Raw genomic sequence first — 18,873 nt, 5'->3', positions numbered from 1 at the left:
TCTGCAAAGCGGGCGCATGCCCCGCACGACTCGACCATGGCCTTATCGCGACATCACCGGATCGACGTCCGTGGCCCGATTGCCACGCCCAACGACGCGCCGTTTTCCCTCTCCATCAGATCCGCCGCCGGCAAGCGCCGCACGGGCCGGCGCCTTGGCGAACCAATGGAAGATGGCGATCAGCAGTACGACCGGCACGAAATTGCGTCCGCTGAACAGGTTCGGCGTTCGCATGACTTCCATGACCGACACGTAAAGCACCGCATGGACGCAGCACCAGAACCCGTTGCCGCTCCGCCAGCCCGCATAGCTGCGACCGACCGCCCAGCCGAGCGCGAGCGCATCGAGCAAGCCGAACCAGCCCCACTCGTAGAAGTGGACGAAGATGCCCGACGGGTTGTTGAACTCCGGGTCGGCGTAGCCGTTCAGGAACAGGTTGATGCTGTCGCCCGAGTCCAGCCACGGCTGCAAGGTCGAGCCGATGACCGGGAAGCGCAGCAACCAGTCGAACGTAAACATCGGGTGGCCCTGGTCCCAGCCCAGCACACTCACTATTCCGGCGCCGTTGTTCAACGACGTCGAGTAGTACAGGCCGAGACGTTCGAGCGCGAAATCGAACAGGTTGTCGTAGATGTTGACGTAATAGGCTTCCCACGACCGGTTGTACTCGTTCGCGATGAACAGGCCGAACAGCAACGGGATCGCCGCGTACGGACCGAGCGTCAACAGCCGCGAATACCGGCCTCCGAGCCGGAACCGCACGACCATCAGCGCAAGCGGCATCACCATCTCGATCAGCGCAAGCCGTTCGGCGAAGATGAAGCTGCGCATCAGCGTCAGCACGGCAAGCACGGCGAAGTAGATCTTGTAGCGATTCAGTCCCTTAACCGGTGTCCTGAACACATAGAAATACAGCACGACGAATGGCGCGGTCGCCTGCGTGAAGGTGCTGAGGCCCGTGATGCGCCCTTTCAGTTCCAGCATGTCGTAGGCATTCGCGTCGCCGCGCACGAACGCGACCAGCAGCGCCGGATGCGTGAGGATGCCACTCAGCAACAGCGCATAGCCGAACAGCGCGAGCGCGAACACGACATCGAGCACGCGAGGCGACAGCTCGACGGCGGCTGGCGGCGGCCCGCGTCGCGTGCGCGCTTCGGTCGTCGCGAGCCATGCCGCCGCCATCACCACCATCAGGAACAGCGCGCCGACGAACGCGTAGTAGCCGTCGAAATAGACGCGCGCGATCGCCTTCGGATCGCCCAGCAGGCTGAGCGACAGCATGCCGTACAACGGCAGGATGAACATCAGCACGAGGCGTGCCGGGTCTTCCCACCAGTAGCCCGCGTAACCGCCCGTGTAACCGCCGGCGCCGCGCACGCGCGCCGCCGTGCGCATCGTCGCAGCGGGCCGTCGCGGCCCGTGCCCGGCCCCGCCCGCTCGCCGGTTCATGACACCCGTTCCACCCGTTGCCGCGACGCCATCCCTTCCGTATAGCCGGACGCGGCCTGATGCGTGTTCGTATCCTTGTAGCCGTAGTCGTACCGTCCCGGCGCGCCCTTGTAATCGTTCAGGACCACGCCGCACACGTCGATATGCGCGTGTTCGAGCCGTCGCGCGCTTTCTTCGAGTTCGGTCAGCGTCGTCACGCCGCTGCGCGCGACGAGGAACACGGTTCCCGCGAGACGGCCGAGCACCAGCGCGTCGGCCACCGGCAGCAACGGCGGGCCGTCGATCACGACCATGTCGTAGCGCGCCGCGACCTGCTCGATCAGTGCGGCGAGCGCGGGCTGCAGCAGCAGTTCGCCCGGGTCCGGCACGATGCTGCCCATCGCGATGAAATCGAGGCCCGGCGCGACCCCGCGCCGGATCGTCTCGGCGAGGCCGTGCGTGCCTGCCACCACGTCCGACAGGCCCGGCGCGCGGCTATGGCGGAACCGCTCGTGCTGCGAACCCTTGCGCAGGTCGGCATCGATCAGCAGGACCCGCCGTTTCGCCGCGCCGACGAGCGACGCGATATTCGCGGCGACGAACGACTTGCCGACACCCGTCGTCGGCCCGGAAATCAGCACGACGGGATTCGACGCGTCCGGCATCGACAATTGCAGTGCCGCGCGGAAATTGCGCAGGCTTTCGAGCGCCGCGTCCTGCGCGCCGATCGGCGGCATCGGCGGCATCGGCGCGCGCGTGCCGCGCCGTCCTGCCTTCGGGCGCGACGCCGCTTGCGCCGCGACCGGACTGTGCGGCACGGTCGCGAACACGGGCAGCCCCGTCGTCCATTCGATTTCCTCGGCGTCGCCGATCGTGCCGACGACACGCTGCCGGACGATCACGATCGCCGCGCCCGCCAGCAGCCCCAGCATCAGCAGCGCGATCACCGCGACCCCGCGATGCGGGCCGATCGGCTCCTCGGCGACCTTCGCCGTATCGACGATCCGCACGGTGCCGGTCTTGCTGGCCCGCGCGAGGATCATTTGCTGGTGCGTGTTGAGCAGGTTCGTGTACAGCGCGGTATCGACGGCCACATCGCGCTGCAGCTGCAGCACGCCCTGCTCGACGGTCGGCAACTGCTGGATCTGCTTGCGTGTCGTGTCGAGCGAACGCTGCGCGTCGGCCAGTTGCGCGTCGACGGCCACCACGGCCGGATGCTTCGGCATGAAGCGCGTCAGCAATTCCTCGCGCCGCTGCTGCAGCGTCTGCACGCGCGTCTCGATGTCGACCGACTGCTGGCGCAACGCCAGCGCCTCGTCACTCGTATTGACGGTGCCATGCGACGCACGGAATGCGTTGAAGCGGTTTTCCGCCTTCTCCAGTTGCGCCTTCAACTGCGGCAGTTGGGTATCCATGAAGCGGATCAGCTTGTCGGCCGCCTCGGACTTGCGCTGCGTGTTCTGCGCGAGGTACGCGTCGCCGATCGCGTTCAGCACGCGGCTGTCGTGCACGGGATCGATGCCGTCGAGCGTCACGCCGATCATGTTCGACTGCTTGCCGCGCTCCGAGATCAGCGCATTCTTCTGCAGCCAGACCGTCGCTTCCTCGTCGCTGTAGCGCGTGAGGTCGAAGCGTGCGCCGGGCTTTCCGGCCACGTCGCGCACGAAGATGTCGAGCGGCCCCTGCGGTGTGTCGACATGCAGCGGCTGCCCGATACGGCCCTGCCATGCCGGCCCCTTCCGGCCGAACCAGCTCGTACGCTGCAGCGTATAGACGCCGTCGTCGCCGAGCGTCAGCGCGAAGCGCTTGCCGAGCAGGCGCTTCGGCACGTCGAAGGTCGGCACGTCGATGCGCTCGGTGCCGTACACGTAGCCGCCCGGCAACGGCGAGGACAACCCGTCGGTCGCGTTCACGAACCGCCAGCCGATCAGCGGCAGGTAATGCGGCCGCGCGTCGACGGCCAGGTTGGTGCTGTCGATCGCGCGGTCGAGCACGGCGCGCGATTTCAGCACTTCGATCTCGGTCGACGCGTCGGTCTTCAGGTCGAACACCGCCGACGGATCGCCGGGCGGCGACGTCGGTTTCGAGTCGGTCGGGCTCTGCTCGACCTGGAACAGGATGTCGGTCCGGTAGACGGGTGCCGCGCACAGCGCATACACGGCGCCGACGAGCGCGCCCGCGAGCGCCGTGCAAAGAATCAGGCGCCGGCCGCCGTACAGCATGCCCCAATAGCGGCGCACCGGATAGGACGGCCGCAGGGCGGGCCCGCTGTGCGGGTTAGGCAGGGTCGAAGAAGTCATGCAGCATCAGTCCCGTATGGCGCGACGCGCGGTCGCGGTCACGAAATCCGCCACGAGCGTCACGGCGAAATGGCTCTGGCCGTCAGCGCACCCTGCGCGGACGACGGAATCAGCAGGTTGACGACGCGGCTCCAGCGCACCAGCGACGACGCATCGACGAACACGACGTCGCGGCGCTCGAGCGGAAACTGGTCGGCCAGTGCGAACGACGCGGGCGAACTGCCGTCGAGGTGGTACACCCGCGCTCGGTTGTCCGGGCCGCGGCGCACGACGAACACCTGGCGCGCGTCTGACGTGTACTGGCTCACGCCGCCCGTGTCGCCGAGTGCTTCGCCGAGGCTCATCCGGCCGTCGGTCAGCGTCAGCGTCGCCGGTCGCGACACCTCGCCGAGCACGAACACCTTCGCGTCGCTCGCCGCGCGCACGCGCACGAGGTCGCCGTCGCGCAGTAGGATGTTCGACGGATTCACGCCCGCGGCGATCAGCGCGGGCACGCTCACGTTCACGGTCCGGTCGCCGCGCGTCACCGATACCTGCGAGCGGTCGGCCGTCGGAGTGAAGCCGCCCGCGCGGTCGATCGCCTCGGGCAGCGTCATCGGCATGTCGTTGACGATCTGCAATCCAGGCGTACGCACTTCGCCGTCCAGATAGACGCGCTTGCTGCGGTAGGTCTGCACGCGCAGCGCGATCTGCGGCTTGCGCACGTATTCGCCGAGCCGCTTCGTCAGCAGCGCGCGCGCCTGCGCCTCGGTCAGCCCCGCGACATGCACGAGGCCCGCATACGCGAACTGCACGTTGCCGTTCGCGTCGACCGTGTAGCCCGTCGCGACCGAGCTGGCGCCGACGCCGTCGCCGCCGCCCGTCGTCTGCGTCGTCGGCAGGTTCAATTCGGGGTGGTCCCAAACCACGATGCCGAGCACGTCGCCCGGGCCGATCGCGTATGGCTTCGGCTTGCCGAACAACTGGCGGATTTCCGCGTCGACGTCGGCGCGCTGGCCCGCATGCTGCTGCGCGACGAACGCCGGCGTGATTTCGATCAGATCCTCGCTCGACACGTTCTGCACGCCGTCGAGGCCGCCCGAGCCCGATGCGTCGGCGCTCACGCGCGCATTCGCGTCGCGCGCGGCAGGCGCCCGGTAGCTCATGCCCGGCGACAACGCACAAGCGCTCAGTGCGCACGCGGCCGCCACGATCGCCATGCGCGACAGCCACGGCGCGCGCCGGATGCCTGCCGTGCGTGGCCGCGGCGTCCCGAGCGTCGATTCCGGTTGCGTGGTGATTGACATCGTGTCCTTCCAAAACTGTGCGGTAACCCGCCGAACGCGGCGAATTCCGGCATTACGCTTGGGCGGCGCGGCTCGCATGGCGGTGCCGCGCCTCCCTCTTCACCGCACGTTACTCCGTACGATTCGTCATGAACTGCTCTGCGTCGCTTTCGTCACTCGTCTGCATCGTCTCGGCCTGCGTTGCCTGTGCCGCCGGCGCGCAGACTTTGCCCGCCACGCCGGCCGATGCGCCGGCCTTCGCATCGTCGACGCCGCTCGCGCCGGTGCCGCTCCAGCGTTCCGCACAAACCGCGATAGCCGGTGCTCCCGCGGAGCCAGCCGCGACTGCATCCGATGTCGCGGCACCTGCCGCCGCGCTTCCTGCTGCACTTGCCACCGCGAGCACCGCCGCAGCACCCGAATCGCGCGCTCGCGGTGCACTGCGCCGGCCGCTCGTGCCGACGCGGCCGCATCGCCCGCAAGTGGCCGATGCGCGCACCGAAGACCTCTGGCACACCGGCACGCTGTACACGTCGCCTTATGAGAAGTCGCCCTACGCGCTGCCGGGCGATCCGGACTGACGCATCCCGGCCGGCCATGCCACGGCGTGACCGCGCACGTGCCGATACGGGATTGGACACCACGGCGAACGGCGCGTCTGTGAGCGACCCCACCGAACGCGATCTTCATACCGAACGGGATCGCACCCCTAAGCATCGACGCAACGCGCGCGGCACACGCATCCCGATCAGCCGACCGACACGTTCACGTACGATCGCGCGGCCGCATCCTGCGTGGCCGGATCGGCGACCGGCGCGACCGGCCAGGCCGAGTCGCGGCCCAGCGCCTGCATGCACAGGTCGATCACGATGTCCGTGCCCGCCGCGCCGTACACCGCATGGTCGACCTGCGGCTCGAGATGCAGACGCACGTGACGCGAGCGCCGGAACGCGTGCTCGATCGCGCCGAAGTGACGCCGGACATCGTCGATGCCGGGATCGAGCGCGCCGTACACCAGCGTCGTCCAGACGTTGCGCTGCGCAAGTTCGTGCATCACGCCGCGCGGCGTGCCGCTGCGCGGCTTCCACCCGACGCGCGCAGCGAGCGCATTCGCCGGCACGCTGACCCGCGCGATCGCATTCGCGGCCACTGCCCGCACGATCGGACGCAGGTCGCGACGCTCCCGCACGAGGCGCTTCCACTTCTGCCAGTCGCGCACCGACAGCCAGTAGCCGCGCACCGAGTTGTTCCGCTGCTTCTGCACCGCTTCGAGCGTGAGCCCGGCCGGCCACACGAAGCGCGCGAGATTGATCGCGATCACGCCGGCGAGTGACGACGTCTTCAATGCCGCATGCAACGCCGCATAGGCGCCGGAACAAATGCCGGCCGCGACCACCTCGGGATGTCCGAGCGCGCGCAGCCAGTCGGCGGCGGCGGCCACGTCGTCGCTCGACTGCGTCGAATACACGACATCCGACTGATCGTCGGGCGCGGCGGACCCGCTGTCGCCGACGCCATGCACGTCGATCCGCAGCGTCGTCACGCCGGCGCGTGCCAGCGTGCGGGCGAGCCGCACGCTGAAGCGCCCTTCGCCGCTGCGCGGATTCGTCGACGTGTTCGCGATCACCACCGCCGGGCCGACCGGCTTCGCCGGCCGCGTATCGACGGCCCGGCACAGCACGCCCACCAGCCGGTCCGGCCCGACCGCGACGGCCTGCTCGGTCATGTCGTTCATGTCGAGCGCGACGGCCGACTCGCCATTCCACGCCGGGTCCGCCCGCGACGCGGTGCCGGCGCCGGCCGGCTCATGCGGTGTGCGTTCGGCGATCCAGTTCGCGAGCGTGTCGATCGCCGCGAGCGGCAAGCGCGAGCGCGTACCGTCCAGCATCGTCGTCGGCCATTCGCGGAACGGATCGCTCGCCACGTCCACGCCGCGCGAGAGCAACGCGTCGCGCAATGCCGGCCCGTCGCCCTGATCGGGCTGGATCAGCAGCATCGCGCCGGGCAACGTCGGCGCATCGCGCACGACGTCGCACAGATCGAGCGCCTTCAGCGCATCGACGAAATCGGCGGGAAAGCGGTGGCCGAGCACGTTCATGCACGGTTCGTCGCGATGCGCGGCGCGAATTGCCGGCGACGTGGTGTCGAGCCACTGGCGATGCACGAACGACAACTCGCGCAGGTAGGCGCGGCCACGCACGACCGGTGCGAGCGCCACCAGCGCATCGACGCGCGGCGACGGGCGCGAGCCCATGCCCGCGGCGGCCAGCATCGCGAACAGCGCACCCGCGCGAATCCCGACGAGCGTCAGCGCGGTGACGCCGACCTGCTCGCGCAACAGGTCGATCGCGTCGTGAATGCTGGCGATGCACGCGGCGTGCCGATCGGCGTCGCGATCGTCGCCCGCCGAGTCGCCGGTGCACGGATAGTTGAATCGCAATACCGTGACGCCGTCGCGAGCCAGCCGCTCCGCGATCGCCCGCATGAGCTTGTGCGTCCACGAAGCCTCGTGCCCGAGCGATTCGCACAGGATCACGCCTTGTGTCGTCTGTCCTTCGTGCAGCCACCCCACGCAGCTGCCGAACGTTATCGGCTTCAATCGGTACTCCTCGGATCGGTATTTGTTATCGGGTGCGGACGCACGCGCCGGCGGCTCCACGGGGATCGGCCAGTCCGCGATCGTGCGACCGGTCGGCAAACGCATGGCCTTCAGGTGACGGACTGCCGCCGCGCCCCTGCGCGCCCCGCCCTTCGCCATGCGTATCGTGTTTCCGTCGCCCAGGGACGGCGGTTGTCGGCCCGCGTCGTCGTCAAGCCCTTCGCGCTGTGGACCAGAACAGTGCGCTCGATTAGAGCACCGGGCCCGAGCGTCCTTCGGTGCGCCAGCTTACAAATGCATTCGTCACTGCCGCGATACAACGATGCGCGCCGTAGCGCGATTCGCGCCGCACGCGCGCAGGGAATCCGCGGACGGTAGGCTCGCGAACACAGGCGCCTCGCGCGGCCCGTATCATGACCGCCATACGATGTGGCCGTATCCGGCATCGCCGGACGGAACCGGCGCCCCCCGGAACGGGCCGCGAACCCACGCAGCCGGGCCAGCGCCGGCCGGCCGCGCGAGCGCACGGCGGCCCGCACTCCGCCGCCATGCGGCACTCACGGCGCCGACCGAGCGAATGTCAAACATCAAGAAGAACTTCCTGCTGCTGCTGACGTTGCAGATTTCGATGTACGCGGTGCCGCTGCTGATCGCGCCGCTGCTGACGCACGCGCTGGGGCCGGAAGGTTACGGCCAGCTCGCGTTCTCGCTCGCAGTCATCGCCTACCTCACCAACTGCACGAGCTACAGCTTCGACCTGACCGCGACGCCGCGCATCGCGCTCGCTCGCGACGACCGCGCCGAACGCTCTCGCATCTTCTGGGCGACGCTGTACGCGCAGATCGGCATCGCCGTGATCTGCTTCATCGTGCTGATCGCGCTCACCCTCCTGGTCGAGCGCTTCGGCGAGGACCGCGACCTGCTGCTGATCGGTTTCGGGATGGTGGCCGGCGTGGCGTTCACGCCCGGCTGGTATTTCCAGGGGATGGAGAAGCTGCGCGCGCTGAGCGTCATCCTGTTCATCGGCCGCATCCTGAGCCTGCCCGCGATGTTCGCGCTCGTGCACAGCCCGGCGGATATCGACCGCGCGATGATCGTCAACGCCGCCGTGCCGACGCTGTCCGCGATCGCGCTCGCCGCCTATCTGTATTTCCAGCGGGAAATCGACTTCGTGCGCGTCGGCGTCGCCGACATCGCCGAATCGCTGCAAGGCGGCTGGCAGGTGTTCCTCGCGTCGACGTCGATCGCGTTCTATGCGTCGACCAACACCGTGCTGCTCGGCTTCGTGTCGGGCAACGTCGCGGCCGGCTACTTCGCCGCCGGCGACAAGCTGATCCGTGCGGCGCTCAGCATGCTCCAGCCGCTGAAGGCCGCTACCTATCCGCGCATCAGCTACCTGATGCGGCACGCACGCAACGACGCGTTCTCGTTCCTGCGCAAGCTGTTCGTCGTGCAGGTCGTGATGGTGCTCGGTATCTCGCTCGCGATCTTCTTCGGCGCGCCGCTCGCGGTGCGCATCCTGTATGGCCCTTCGTACGAGCCGACGGTCCAGGTGCTGCGCTGGATGGCCTTCGTTCCGTTCATGGCCGGGATGACCGACTTGTTCGGGGTCCAGACGATGCTGCCGCTCGGCATGAAATCGGCGTTCACGCGGATCCTGATGTCGTCGGGCATTCTGAACATCGTGCTGGTGCCCGTGCTCGCGAAGTACTTCGCGGAACTCGGCGCGGCCGCCGCCGTGCTGACGGCCGAGGCCGCGGTTGCCGCGGCGCTCGCGACCGTCGTCTATCGCGCCGGGATTCCGCTGCCCGGCAGCCCTGTCGCTCGACGCGGCTAGCGCGTCGGCCGTGCTGCCCGGCTCCCTCGCGCTGGCCGGAATCCAATGGCGTTCCCTTAGATGCGCGCACAACGAAGCGCATTGCGCAGGTACGTCTTACTCCGCCACGGACACGCGATCGGGAACGATGACCGTCTTTTTCCGGCGCCGAGCGATCGCATCGAAAAAAGATCATACGGATCAGTAGAAACACCGATGCTGTAGTCAAACTACATTCGTAGGATTGGTCCCTGCAGAGAATCGCTACATCCGATTCGACAGTGTCGGGCGGTCCGCGTCGCCGTCCGCGTTGTCCGATCGGGCCCAACCGGCCGTAACGATTCCCCGCCTGGCCTGGCATGCCGACGCGCAATCACCCTGCATCGCCAGCCGAATGCGTTCGATGCGAATCCATCGGACGTACGCAGCTCCAGACATCATCCGAACAACAACCGGCAATACGATCATGGAGAGCAACATGCGGGACACACTCTGGCCGGCCGCCGTGCTGGCGGCGACCCTCTGCACCAGCGTCTATGCGGGCAACGCCGATTTCAACTCACCGGGCGACGCCGCCGACGCATTCGCGTCATCCGCCGCGCAACGGCGCGCCGACCTCCTCGTGCGCAAGATGACGCTCGACGAGAAACTGCAGTTCATCCATTCGCAATACGAAATGTCGAAGGTGCCGGGCGGTGGCGCCGGCTACATCCAGGGCGTGCCGCGGCTCGGCATTCCCGATCTCAACATGGTCGACTCGGCGACCGGCTCCGGCAGCACGTCGCTCGCGAGCACGACCTTTCCCGCGACGATCGCCGTCGCCGCGAGCTGGGATCGCCGCCTGTCGTACGACTACGGCAAGCAGGTCGCAATCCAGTTGCGTGCGCAAGGATTCGGCATGGGTCTCGCCGGCGGCACCAACCTCGCGCGCGAGCCGCGCGGCGGCCGGCTGTTCGAGTATCTCGGCGAGGATCCGCTGCTCGCCGGCGACCTGCTCGCGGAGCGCACGCTCGCCACGCAGCGGCAGAAAGTCATCGCGACCATCAAGCACTATGCCGGCAACGAACAGGAGCACGGCCGGATGGGCGGCAACACGCAGATCGACGAACGCACGCTGCGCGAGCTCTACCTGCTGCCGTTCGAGATCGCCGCGAAGCGCGGGCAGCCCGGCAGCGTGATGTGCAGCTACAACCGCCTGAACGGCACGTACGCGTGCGAGAACAATTACCTGCTGAACGACGTGCTGAAGAACGAATGGGGCTTCCAGGGCCAGGTGCAATCCGACTGGGGCGCCGCGCACAGCACGGCCGCCGCGATCAACGCCGGGCTCGACGAGGAGGAGGACGTCGGGCCGACCGTCTACCTCACGCCGGCCGCCGTCAAGCAGGCGATCTCGAACGGCTCGGTGTCGACCGCGCGCCTCGACGACATGGTGCGCCGCAAGCTGGCCGTGATGATCCGCGTCGGCGTGATGGACGATCCGGCCAAGGGCGGCGGCACGATCGATTTCGCGGCCGCGAACCGGTTCGCGCAGCGCGTCGCCGAGCAGTCGATCGTTCTGCTGAAGAATGACGGCAACCAGTTGCCGCTGGCCGCGGCCGCGCTGTCGCGGATCGCCGTGATCGGCGGCCACGCCGATGCGGCCCTGCTGTCGGGCGGCGGCTCGGGCAACACGCGCGATCCGGTCACCGGTTCGTTCGCGGGCTGCGGCGGCCTGACGTTCGGTTCGTCGACGGGCTGCAGCTGGTGGCGCAATCCGTGGCTGAAGGTCGACGTGCCGATCGTCGCGGCGATCCGCGCGCTCGCGCCGGCGGCGCAGGTCACGTTCGCGGGCAACAGCGACCAGCAGTCGCCGTTCCGCGCGTACACGCAACAGGAAATCGACCAGGCCGCGGCGCTCGCCGGGCGCTCGGACGTCGCGATCGTCGTGGTCGCGCAGCCGGCCGGCGAGGATTTCGGCGACCTGCAGAGCCTGAGCCTCGCGAACCCGTCGAACCAGGACGCCCTCGTCGAGGCGGTCGCGCGTGCCAACCCGCACACGATCGTCGTCGTGCAGAGCGGCAATCCGGTGCTGATGCCGTGGAAGGACAGCGTGTCGGCGATCGTCGAGGCGTGGTATCCGGGCGAAGGCGGCGGCAAGGCGATCGCGAACGTGCTGTTCGGCGCGGTCAATCCGTCCGGCAAGCTGCCCGTCACGTTTCCGGCGCGCGACGAGGATTCGCCGGCGTGGCGGCAAGGCGGCGCGTTCGAGAACGATCCCGTCTACGCGGAGAAGCTGAACATGGGGTATCGCTGGTACGACGCGCGCAACATCAAGCCGATGTATGAGTTCGGCTACGGGCTGTCGTACACGCACTTCGCGTATTCGGGGCTGTCGGTGTCGCGGCAACGGGACGGCTCGCTGAGCGTCGCGTTTACCGTGCGCAATGACGGCCGCGTCGCAGGCGCGGAAACGCCGCAGGTCTATCTCGGCGTGCCGTACAAGGACGAACCGCCGAAGCGGCTGGTCGGCTGGGAGAAGATCCGGCTGAACCCGGGCGAGGCACGGCATGTGCGCGTGATCGTTTCACCGCGGATGCAGAGCGTGTGGGATACGTCGCGAAACGGCTGGAAGTTCGTGCCGGGCGGGACCGTGTATGTCGGCGCGTCGTCGCGCGACATCCGGCTGCAGGGGAGCTGAGCGACGGTGACGCGATGGCGGGCGCCGGACGAAACATCGCCCGGCGTCCGCCTCGCTTCACCGAATCACCCTAGGCCACCGGCACGGCAGAATTCGGCGAGCACATCGAGTCCGCGCGCCGGTTCCCGCACGAACGGATTCGACTCGTCCCACGCATAGCCGGCCAGAATCGAGCAGACCATGCGCTTCACGTCGGACGCCTTGTCTTCATGAAACACGATATCCTGAAGCGCGCCTGAGTACCAGCGCTCGACGAACGCGCGGAAGGTGTCGATGCCCTTGCGCAGCGCGATGTCGTAATCGCGTGTCCAGTCGACCGCCTCGCCGCGCAACTGACGTTCGAGCACGGCGACTGCCAGTTGCGCGGAGCGCATCGCGATCGTCACGCCGGACGAGAAGATCGGGTCGAGGAATTCGCCCGCGTTGCCGAGCAACGCGTAGCCGCGCCCGTGCAGATGCTCGACATTCGACGCATAGCCCGCGATGCGACGCACCGGCATCACGAACGTCTTGCTGCCGACGAGCCGCGACAACGTCGGCTCGCTCCGCAGCAATTCCCGCAGCAACGATTCCTGCTGCGCTTGCGGCACGTCGAGAAACCCGGCGTCGGCCACGCAGCCGACCGACGAGCGTCCGTTCGTCAGCGGGATCATCCAGAACCACACGTCGCGACGCTCCGGATGGACGGCAATGCAGATCTTGTCGCGATCGGTCGATCCGGCCGGCAGACTGTCTTCGACGTGCGAAAAGATGGCCGCGCGCGTCGGCATGCCGGTGGGCGCCTCGAGACCGAGCAGGCGCGGCAGCACGCGCGCGAAACCGCTGGCGTCGAGTACGAACGACGCTTGAACGGAATATTCGCCCCCCGCTTCGTCGACCACATCGAGCCGTTGCGTATCGCCAGGATGGAAAGCTTGCACGGTATGGCCGAATCGCACGTCCGCACCCTGTGTCGCCGCACAACGGATCAGCAGATCGTCGAATGCGGCGCGTTCGACCTGATAGGCAGTCCCCCAACCGTCGGAGAATTTTTCGCGGAAATCGAACGACGACATCCTGTCGCGATAAACGAAATAGGCGCCGTTCTTGAACTGGAAGCCGGCCTCGACGACGGCCTGCAACATACCGGCCTCTTCGAGATACTGCATGCTTTGAGGCAACAGACTCTCGCCAATCGAAAAGCGCGGAAAATGCTGTCGCTCGAGCACCAGCACGGAACGGCCCGCCTTGCGCAACAATGCGGCCGCGACCGCGCCGGAGGGCCCCGCGCCGATGATCGCGACATCGACGGAATTCGATTTCATTTCACTCATGCTTGCCGTTCCATTTCGATGGATTGGATATCTTACGTTTCTCACGCCACGATCTGGCGTTGCAAACTACAATAGGCGGTCAACAAATCCAACATTCCGACGAGAGGCCCATGACGTCCTGCCGCACGCACGCCCCCGCCTATGTTCCCGAAACCCGCTTCGGCATCTGGTTTCTTCGCACGCATACCTGGGAGCATCACGTGCTCAGGGTGGCCATCGACGATCTCAAACAGCTCATCGCCGCGCCCCTGCCGAAGGCCCCCGTCATCCTCGATGCGGGCTGCGGTCAGGGCAAGTCGTTCCGCCTGCTCGGCGAAGCGTTCGCGCCCGGCAAGATCATCGGCATCGATTGTCACGACGACTCGCTCACGCATGCGTCCGAAGCCGCGCGTCGCTGCGCAACGCCCGTCGAACTGCATCGTGCGGACTGCACGCAGATCCCGCTCGCCGATTCGAGCGTCGACATCGTGTTCTGCCATCAGACCTTTCATCATCTCGTCCACCAGGAGCAAGCGCTGGCCGAGTTTCGCCGCGTGCTGAAACCCGGCGGGCTGCTGCTGTTCGCCGAATCGACCGACGCATACATCAAGTCGTGGGTGATCCGGCTGCTGTTCCGTCATCCGATGGAGGTTCAGAAAAGTGCCGACGGCTACCTTGCGATGCTGCGCGACGGCGGGTTCACGTTCGACGCCCGCAATGTGTCGTTCCCGTACCTGTGGTGGAGCCGCGCGAAAGACTTCGGACTCCTCGAGCGCATCGGCCTGTATGCACCGAAGCCGGGCAAGCGCCGCGAGACGCTCGTGAACGTCGCCGCGCGCAAGCCCGCGTGAGCGACGGAGGCCACCGTTCGGCGGCCCCGTCCCTACAGGCGCCTGCTAAGGCTTCAGCGTCACGATCTCGCCGGTGAGCGCCGCACCCGCCACGACCGCGCCGGCCCCGCACGTGAACTCGGTCGTACTCGAGCGCAACACGTTGCGGTAATTGCTCTTGATGCCGACGACGGCATTGCCGCCTTCCTTTCGCGCGCGCGCCTGCAGTTCGATCACTGCCGACAGGAACACATGCTGGCACGCCGCCTCGTCGCTCTTGCCGAATGCGTTGGTCTTCTTGTTCGTCGCGAACGTGCCGTACGACTTGAGCACGCGAGGATGCGACTGATCACCGAAATAGAGCGCGACGCCGTCGTCGAGCTTTCCTTCCTCGCTCTTCAACGCGTTCTCGATCGGATAGTCTCTGATCGTGTCCCGTGCGTGCGCGGCCGACGCGACGAAGGTCGCGCCGAGCAGCGCCAGTGCGATGCGGTATTTCACGTGTTGCTCCCGGTTATTGCGCGTTCAGCTGCACGACGTCGCCCGACACGGCGATCGCGCCGGCGCTGCCGCTCACGCCGCACGTATATTCGGACGTCGACTCCGAACGCTTTTCATGAAAACGCGTCGTCACGTTGACGACCGCATTCCCGCCATGATTCTTCGCGTAGATGCGAAGACGGTTCAACGCTTCGGCCAGCGCCTGGTCGCACGTCGGCTGTTCGGCTTGAGTCCCGCGCGATACGCGCACCGATTCCGAACGCGGACCGATGCTGGTCTTGACCTCCGGATGCGGCTGCGCGCCGAAATAGATCGCGACGCCGCTCGTGTCCGGTGTCGTTGCCGCCGCCGGCAGAGGCAGCGAACGCACCACGGTACCGCACCCCGTCAGCAACGACGCGGCCACCAATATGCCGGCCAGATGTCCTTTGTGCTTCATTGTTATCGTCCTCTCAGCTCAGTAAGTTCACTTCAATCGCCCTTCCAGGCGTCCAACAACACACTTGCACAGCTGCCGCCGAATCCGAACGAAACCGACAGCGCACGTTCGATCGAGCATTCGCGCGCGGTACGCACGAGCGGCATGCCGGCGACCGCCGGATCCGGCTCGAGGCCGACCCCGGTACCCGCGACAAAACCGTCGCGCATCATCAGGATCGTGTAGATCGCTTCATGCGCGCCGCTCGCGCCGAGCGGATGTCCGGTCATTCCTTTCGTCGACGAGAATGCCGGCACGTCGCCACCGAATACGTCGCGCAGCGCGTCGAGTTCCTCGGTGTCGCCGAGCGGCGTCGACGGCGCATGCGTGTTGACGTAGTCCGGACGCCGGCCGCTACCGTCGAGCGCGCCACGCATCGCGCGTGCGATCCCCAGCGCATGAGGCGCCGCCATGCCGGCGTTGTCCGTGGCCTGACCGAACCCGCTGATTTCCGCGTAAATTCGCGCGCCGCGCGCACGCGCATGCTCGAGCGATTCGAGCACGAGAATGCCGGCGCCGGACGCGATCACGAAGCCGTCGCGGCCGAGCGCATACGGGCGCGATGCGCGTTCCGGCGTATCGTTGAAACCGCTCGACAACGCGCCCATCGCGTCGAACATCAGCGTCATGTTGTCGTGCAGTGCTTCGCTCCCGCCGGCCAGCACGATGTCCTGGTACCCGGAGCGAATCCAGTGCGCCGCCTGCCCGATCGCCAGCGCCGCGCTGGTGCAGGCGGACGACGGCGAGTACGACACGCCTTCGATGCCGAACAATTGCGCAACGCATGCCGACGCCGTGCTGCTCATCGCTTTCGGCACGACATAAGGCGGCGTCTTCTCGATACCGCGATGCCGCGCGATCTCTATCGCGTCGTCGTAGTCGGCTATCGATCCGATGCCCGACCCCACGATCGCGCCCGCGCGCGGCGAACGCAGCATGCCGGCGTCGAGCCCTGCATCGTCGAGTGCCGACGCGGCCGCATGCGCGGCGAAACGCGCGGTGTCGCCCATGAAGCGCTCGTGCTTGCGCGCGAATCGCGCCGCCGACGCCACGCTCGCCACCCCGGCGACCTGGCTGCGAAAGCCGCGCTCGCGCCACGTGTCGACGCGGCTCACCCCCGAGCGGCCGGTGCGCAGCGCGTCCGATACTTCGGTGAGCGAATTGCCGAGACACGACACGATGCCGAGCCCCGTGACCACGACGCGCGTCGCCGCGCCGCCCACCGCCGTCATGCGCCGATCCGGCGGAAGATCAACGAGGTGTTGATCCCGCCGAACGCGAAGTTGTTGCTCATCACGAATTCCGCATCGATTCGGCGCGCGTCGCCGATGATGTAGTCGAGCGGCGCGCAAGCCGGATCGACCGTCGTGAGATTGAGCGTCGGCGCATACCAGTTGCGCTTCATCATTTCGATCGTCCACCATGCCTCGAGTGCGCCGCACGCGCCGAGCGTGTGGCCCACATAGCTTTTCAGCGAACTGATCGGCATGCGTTCGCCGAACACGGACGCCGTCGCATGACTCTCCGCCACGTCGCCCCGATCGGTCGACGTGCCGTGCGCGTTAACGTAGCCGATCGCGTCGGCGTCGAGCGTCGCATCGCTCAGCGCGAGACGCATCGCGACCGCCATCGTCTCGGCGGTCGGCTGGGTAATGTGCGCGCCGTCGGAATTGCAGCCGAAGCCGACGATCTCCGCATGGATCGTCGCGCCGCGCGCGACCGCGTGCTCGTACTCCTCGAGCACCAGCGTCGCCGCGCCCTCGCCCACCACCAGGCCGTCGCGATCGGCGTCGAACGGCCGTGGCGTCAGGTGCGCGGCATCGTTGCGCGTGCTGGTCGCATACAGGGTATCGAACACCGCCACCGCCGGGCCGGACAATTCTTCCGCGCCGCCCGCCAGCATCAGTGCTTGCTTGCCCGCCGCAATCGCTTCGTACGCGTAGCCGATCGCCTGGCTGCCCGACGCGCATGCGGACGACGTCGGCACGATCCTACCTTTCAGATCCCAGAACAGGCTGACGTTGACGGCCGTGGTATGGGGCATCATCTGCACGTAGCTGTTCGACGTAACGTCTCGCATCGAGCCCGTTTCGAGCATCGTGCCGAATGCCCGGATCGGCTCGACCGATCCCGATGACGATCCGTACGCGACGCCCATCCGGCCGTCACGGATCGATGCATCGTCGGACAACCCCGCATCCTCCAGCGCCAGTTCGCTCGCGCGCACCGCGTACATCGACACCGGCCCCATCGAACGCGTCTTCTTGCGCGGATACGTAGGCGGTAGCTCGAACGCCGGCAACGGACACGCAAGCCGCGTATGCAGCGCCTCGAAGCAGTCCCATTCCGGCATGCGCCGCACCGCGTTGCGCCCGTCGCGCAAGCGCGCTTCGATTTCCTGCCAGCGTTGACCAAACGCGGTCACACCGCCCATTCCCGTCACGACCACGCGCTTCATCACACCATCCCGCCGTTGACGCCGATCACTTGCCGGGTGACGTAGCTCGCCGCGTCCGACATCAGGAAACCGACCACAGCGGCGACTTCGTCGGGCTGGCCGACGCGGCCCATCGGCACGGCTTTCAATGCGTGTTCCAGCGGCACATCGTCGAGCATGCCGGTGTCGACCAGCCCGGGCGCCACGCAATTGACGGTGATCCTGCGTGACGCCAGCTCGATCGCCAGCGCCTTGGTCGCGCCGATCAATCCGGCCTTCGCGGCGCTGTAATTGACCTGGCCGCGATTGCCCATCACGCCCGACACGGACGCGATCGTCACGATGCGGCCGCCGCCGCGCAGGCGCACCATCGGCATGGTCAGCGGATGAACGACGTTGTAGAAGGCGTCCAGCCCGGTTTCGATCACGATGTCCCAATCCTCTTCGGACAGCGCCGGAAACGCGCCGTCACGCGTCACGCCCGCGCAACAGACGATCCCGTAGTACGCGCCGTTCGTTTCGACATCGGCCTCCAGTTCCCGCCGGCACGCCGCACGGTCGCGCACGTCGAACTGCAGCACGCTTGCCGTGCCACCCTGCGCGCGAATCGTCGCGGCGACGGCTTCCGCTTCGTCGCGGCCGGTGCGGCAATGCACGGTCACGGCGAAACCGTCGGACGCCGCGCGCAGCGCCACGGCGCGGCCGATGCCGCGACTCGCCCCTGTCACGAGAACTCGCCGAGTCATGAGTTGAAGCTCCCTTCGATAAAGGATTGAAAATCGTTTGGTTGGTACACCTTGACGACGGCTTCCGCGCAACACTCGCCGTCGGCATGAATCGCGCATTCGTACGCGCCATGCCCCTCGTCGCCGCGCAGCAGTTCCCGCGCGACGATGCGCAGCGTCGTGTCGGCGCCGAACGCCGTGCGATGCGCGAGATAGCGATTGGCCCCGAGCAACACGCCCGGTTTCGCGCGGCCGCCTGCATGCGCGGCGAGCAGGCCGACATGCGCGGCGATCGCCTGCGCCATCAGCTCGATGCCGATCCATGCCGGCATCGCGCCATTGCCGTCGACATACCACGCATCGCGGCGCGCGAGCGCGCTGACCTCGATGCCGGTTTCCGAGCAGCGCTCGATCGCGTCGAGCAGCAGCATCGTGCCTCGATGCGGCAACACGTCCCGCACGTCGCCGACGGGAATATCCGCGCCGCCATGCAGCGCGTCGATCAAGGGTCCGGCCTCCATG

15 protein-coding genes are annotated in these 18,873 nt (G+C 67.4%); 4 read left to right on the top strand and 11 right to left on the bottom strand.

Features of this window, described 5'->3' with window-relative positions; translation table 11 throughout:
* Nucleotides 1–42 precede the first annotated feature (42 nt).
* Genes SB786_RS23170 through SB786_RS23160 form a run of 3 tightly spaced genes read right to left on the bottom strand, consistent with a single transcriptional unit; the run spans nt 43 to nt 5,014 of the window.
* Nucleotides 43–1,449, bottom strand: coding sequence for an oligosaccharide repeat unit polymerase (locus SB786_RS23170; protein ID WP_410729528.1), 1,407 nt, complete (start codon nt 1,447–1,449; stop codon nt 43–45).
* A complete protein-coding gene (locus tag SB786_RS23165) occupies nt 1,446–3,728 on the bottom strand; it encodes a polysaccharide biosynthesis tyrosine autokinase (RefSeq protein WP_410729527.1) in 2,283 nt (760 codons plus the stop codon). The genes SB786_RS23170 and SB786_RS23165 overlap by 4 nt, the downstream gene beginning before the upstream one ends.
* A gap of 59 nt (nt 3,729–3,787) precedes the next feature.
* The gene (locus SB786_RS23160) at nt 3,788–5,014 is read right to left on the bottom strand and encodes a polysaccharide biosynthesis/export family protein (protein ID WP_410729526.1); all 1,227 of its coding nucleotides are present in this window, start codon (nt 5,012–5,014) and stop codon (nt 3,788–3,790) included.
* A gap of 128 nt (nt 5,015–5,142) precedes the next feature.
* On the opposite strand from SB786_RS23160, the gene SB786_RS23155 reads away from it, so the two are divergent.
* The gene (locus SB786_RS23155; protein ID WP_410729525.1) at nt 5,143–5,574 is read left to right on the top strand and encodes a hypothetical protein; all 432 of its coding nucleotides are present in this window, start codon (nt 5,143–5,145) and stop codon (nt 5,572–5,574) included.
* Between the two features lie 167 nt (nt 5,575–5,741).
* Here SB786_RS23155 and SB786_RS23150 read toward each other — a convergent pair whose 3' ends face one another.
* Nucleotides 5,742–7,592 carry an alpha/beta hydrolase gene (locus SB786_RS23150; RefSeq protein WP_410729524.1) on the bottom strand — a complete coding sequence of 617 codons (1,851 nt, stop codon included), beginning with the start codon at nt 7,590–7,592 and terminating at the stop codon, nt 5,742–5,744.
* Nucleotides 7,593–8,169: 577 nt separating this feature from the next.
* Here SB786_RS23150 and SB786_RS23145 point away from each other — a divergent pair.
* A complete protein-coding gene (locus SB786_RS23145; RefSeq protein WP_410729523.1) occupies nt 8,170–9,429 on the top strand; it encodes a flippase in 1,260 nt (419 codons plus the stop codon).
* Between the two features lie 457 nt (nt 9,430–9,886).
* Nucleotides 9,887–12,088, top strand: coding sequence for a glycoside hydrolase family 3 C-terminal domain-containing protein (locus SB786_RS23140; protein ID WP_410729522.1), 2,202 nt, complete (start codon nt 9,887–9,889; stop codon nt 12,086–12,088).
* 65 nt (nt 12,089–12,153) lie between these two features.
* Here the strand turns inward: SB786_RS23140 and SB786_RS23135 are convergent, their stop codons facing one another.
* Nucleotides 12,154–13,401, bottom strand: coding sequence for an NAD(P)/FAD-dependent oxidoreductase (locus SB786_RS23135; RefSeq protein ID WP_410729521.1), 1,248 nt, complete (start codon nt 13,399–13,401; stop codon nt 12,154–12,156).
* Between the two features lie 110 nt (nt 13,402–13,511).
* On the opposite strand from SB786_RS23135, the gene SB786_RS23130 reads away from it, so the two are divergent.
* Nucleotides 13,512–14,231: a class I SAM-dependent methyltransferase gene (locus SB786_RS23130; RefSeq protein ID WP_410729520.1), complete on the top strand. Its 720-nt coding sequence runs from the start codon at nt 13,512–13,514 to the stop codon at nt 14,229–14,231.
* A 45-nt stretch (nt 14,232–14,276) separates the two neighbouring features.
* On the opposite strand, the gene SB786_RS23125 is transcribed toward SB786_RS23130, so the two are convergent.
* The 6 genes from SB786_RS23125 to SB786_RS23100 are packed head-to-tail and all read right to left on the bottom strand — an operon-like array spanning nt 14,277 to nt 18,872.
* The gene (locus SB786_RS23125) at nt 14,277–14,711 is read right to left on the bottom strand and encodes an excinuclease ABC subunit A (protein ID WP_012365896.1); all 435 of its coding nucleotides are present in this window, start codon (nt 14,709–14,711) and stop codon (nt 14,277–14,279) included.
* Between the two features lie 13 nt (nt 14,712–14,724).
* Nucleotides 14,725–15,150, bottom strand: coding sequence for a signal peptidase (locus SB786_RS23120; protein ID WP_410729519.1), 426 nt, complete (start codon nt 15,148–15,150; stop codon nt 14,725–14,727).
* 32 nt (nt 15,151–15,182) lie between these two features.
* Nucleotides 15,183–16,421: a beta-ketoacyl synthase N-terminal-like domain-containing protein gene (locus tag SB786_RS23115; protein ID WP_410729518.1), complete on the bottom strand. Its 1,239-nt coding sequence runs from the start codon at nt 16,419–16,421 to the stop codon at nt 15,183–15,185.
* Nucleotides 16,418–17,647, bottom strand: coding sequence for a beta-ketoacyl-ACP synthase (locus SB786_RS23110; protein WP_410729517.1), 1,230 nt, complete (start codon nt 17,645–17,647; stop codon nt 16,418–16,420). Before SB786_RS23110 ends, SB786_RS23115 begins: the two co-directional genes overlap by 4 nt.
* Nucleotides 17,647–18,372: a 3-ketoacyl-ACP reductase FabG2 gene (locus SB786_RS23105; protein WP_410729516.1), complete on the bottom strand. Its 726-nt coding sequence runs from the start codon at nt 18,370–18,372 to the stop codon at nt 17,647–17,649. Before SB786_RS23105 ends, SB786_RS23110 begins: the two co-directional genes overlap by 1 nt.
* On the bottom strand, nt 18,369–18,872 hold the full coding sequence (locus tag SB786_RS23100) for a hotdog family protein (protein ID WP_006760530.1): 504 nt from the start codon (nt 18,870–18,872) through the stop codon (nt 18,369–18,371). Before SB786_RS23100 ends, SB786_RS23105 begins: the two co-directional genes overlap by 4 nt.
* Nucleotide 18,873: the final 1 nt, after the last annotated feature.

This window comes from Burkholderia sp. SIMBA_062, assembly GCF_046534765.1.
GTDB lineage: Bacteria > Pseudomonadota > Gammaproteobacteria > Burkholderiales > Burkholderiaceae > Burkholderia > Burkholderia ambifaria.
The sequence above is the reverse complement of the archived record's forward strand: the minus strand, read 5'-3'. Positions and strand labels throughout refer to the sequence as shown.

Bases quoted from the DNA above. Each gene is read 5' to 3' on its own strand.
- SB786_RS23170 (WP_410729528.1), bottom strand. From the start codon at position 1,449: ATGAACCGGCGAGCGGGCGGGGCCGGGCACGGGCCGCGACGGCCCGCT.
- SB786_RS23165 (WP_410729527.1), bottom strand. From the start codon at position 3,728: ATGACTTCTTCGACCCTGCCTAACCCGCACAGCGGGCCCGCCCTGCGG.
- SB786_RS23160 (WP_410729526.1), bottom strand. From the start codon at position 5,014: ATGTCAATCACCACGCAACCGGAATCGACGCTCGGGACGCCGCGGCCA.
- SB786_RS23155 (WP_410729525.1), top strand. From the start codon at position 5,143: ATGAACTGCTCTGCGTCGCTTTCGTCACTCGTCTGCATCGTCTCGGCC.
- SB786_RS23145 (WP_410729523.1), top strand. From the start codon at position 8,170: ATGTCAAACATCAAGAAGAACTTCCTGCTGCTGCTGACGTTGCAGATT.
- SB786_RS23140 (WP_410729522.1), top strand. From the start codon at position 9,887: ATGCGGGACACACTCTGGCCGGCCGCCGTGCTGGCGGCGACCCTCTGC.
- SB786_RS23135 (WP_410729521.1), bottom strand. From the start codon at position 13,401: ATGAGTGAAATGAAATCGAATTCCGTCGATGTCGCGATCATCGGCGCG.
- SB786_RS23130 (WP_410729520.1), top strand. From the start codon at position 13,512: ATGACGTCCTGCCGCACGCACGCCCCCGCCTATGTTCCCGAAACCCGC.
- SB786_RS23120 (WP_410729519.1), bottom strand. From the start codon at position 15,150: ATGAAGCACAAAGGACATCTGGCCGGCATATTGGTGGCCGCGTCGTTG.
- SB786_RS23115 (WP_410729518.1), bottom strand. From the start codon at position 16,421: ATGACGGCGGTGGGCGGCGCGGCGACGCGCGTCGTGGTCACGGGGCTC.
- SB786_RS23110 (WP_410729517.1), bottom strand. From the start codon at position 17,647: ATGAAGCGCGTGGTCGTGACGGGAATGGGCGGTGTGACCGCGTTTGGT.
- SB786_RS23105 (WP_410729516.1), bottom strand. From the start codon at position 18,372: ATGACTCGGCGAGTTCTCGTGACAGGGGCGAGTCGCGGCATCGGCCGC.
- SB786_RS23100 (WP_006760530.1), bottom strand. From the start codon at position 18,872: ATGGAGGCCGGACCCTTGATCGACGCGCTGCATGGCGGCGCGGATATT.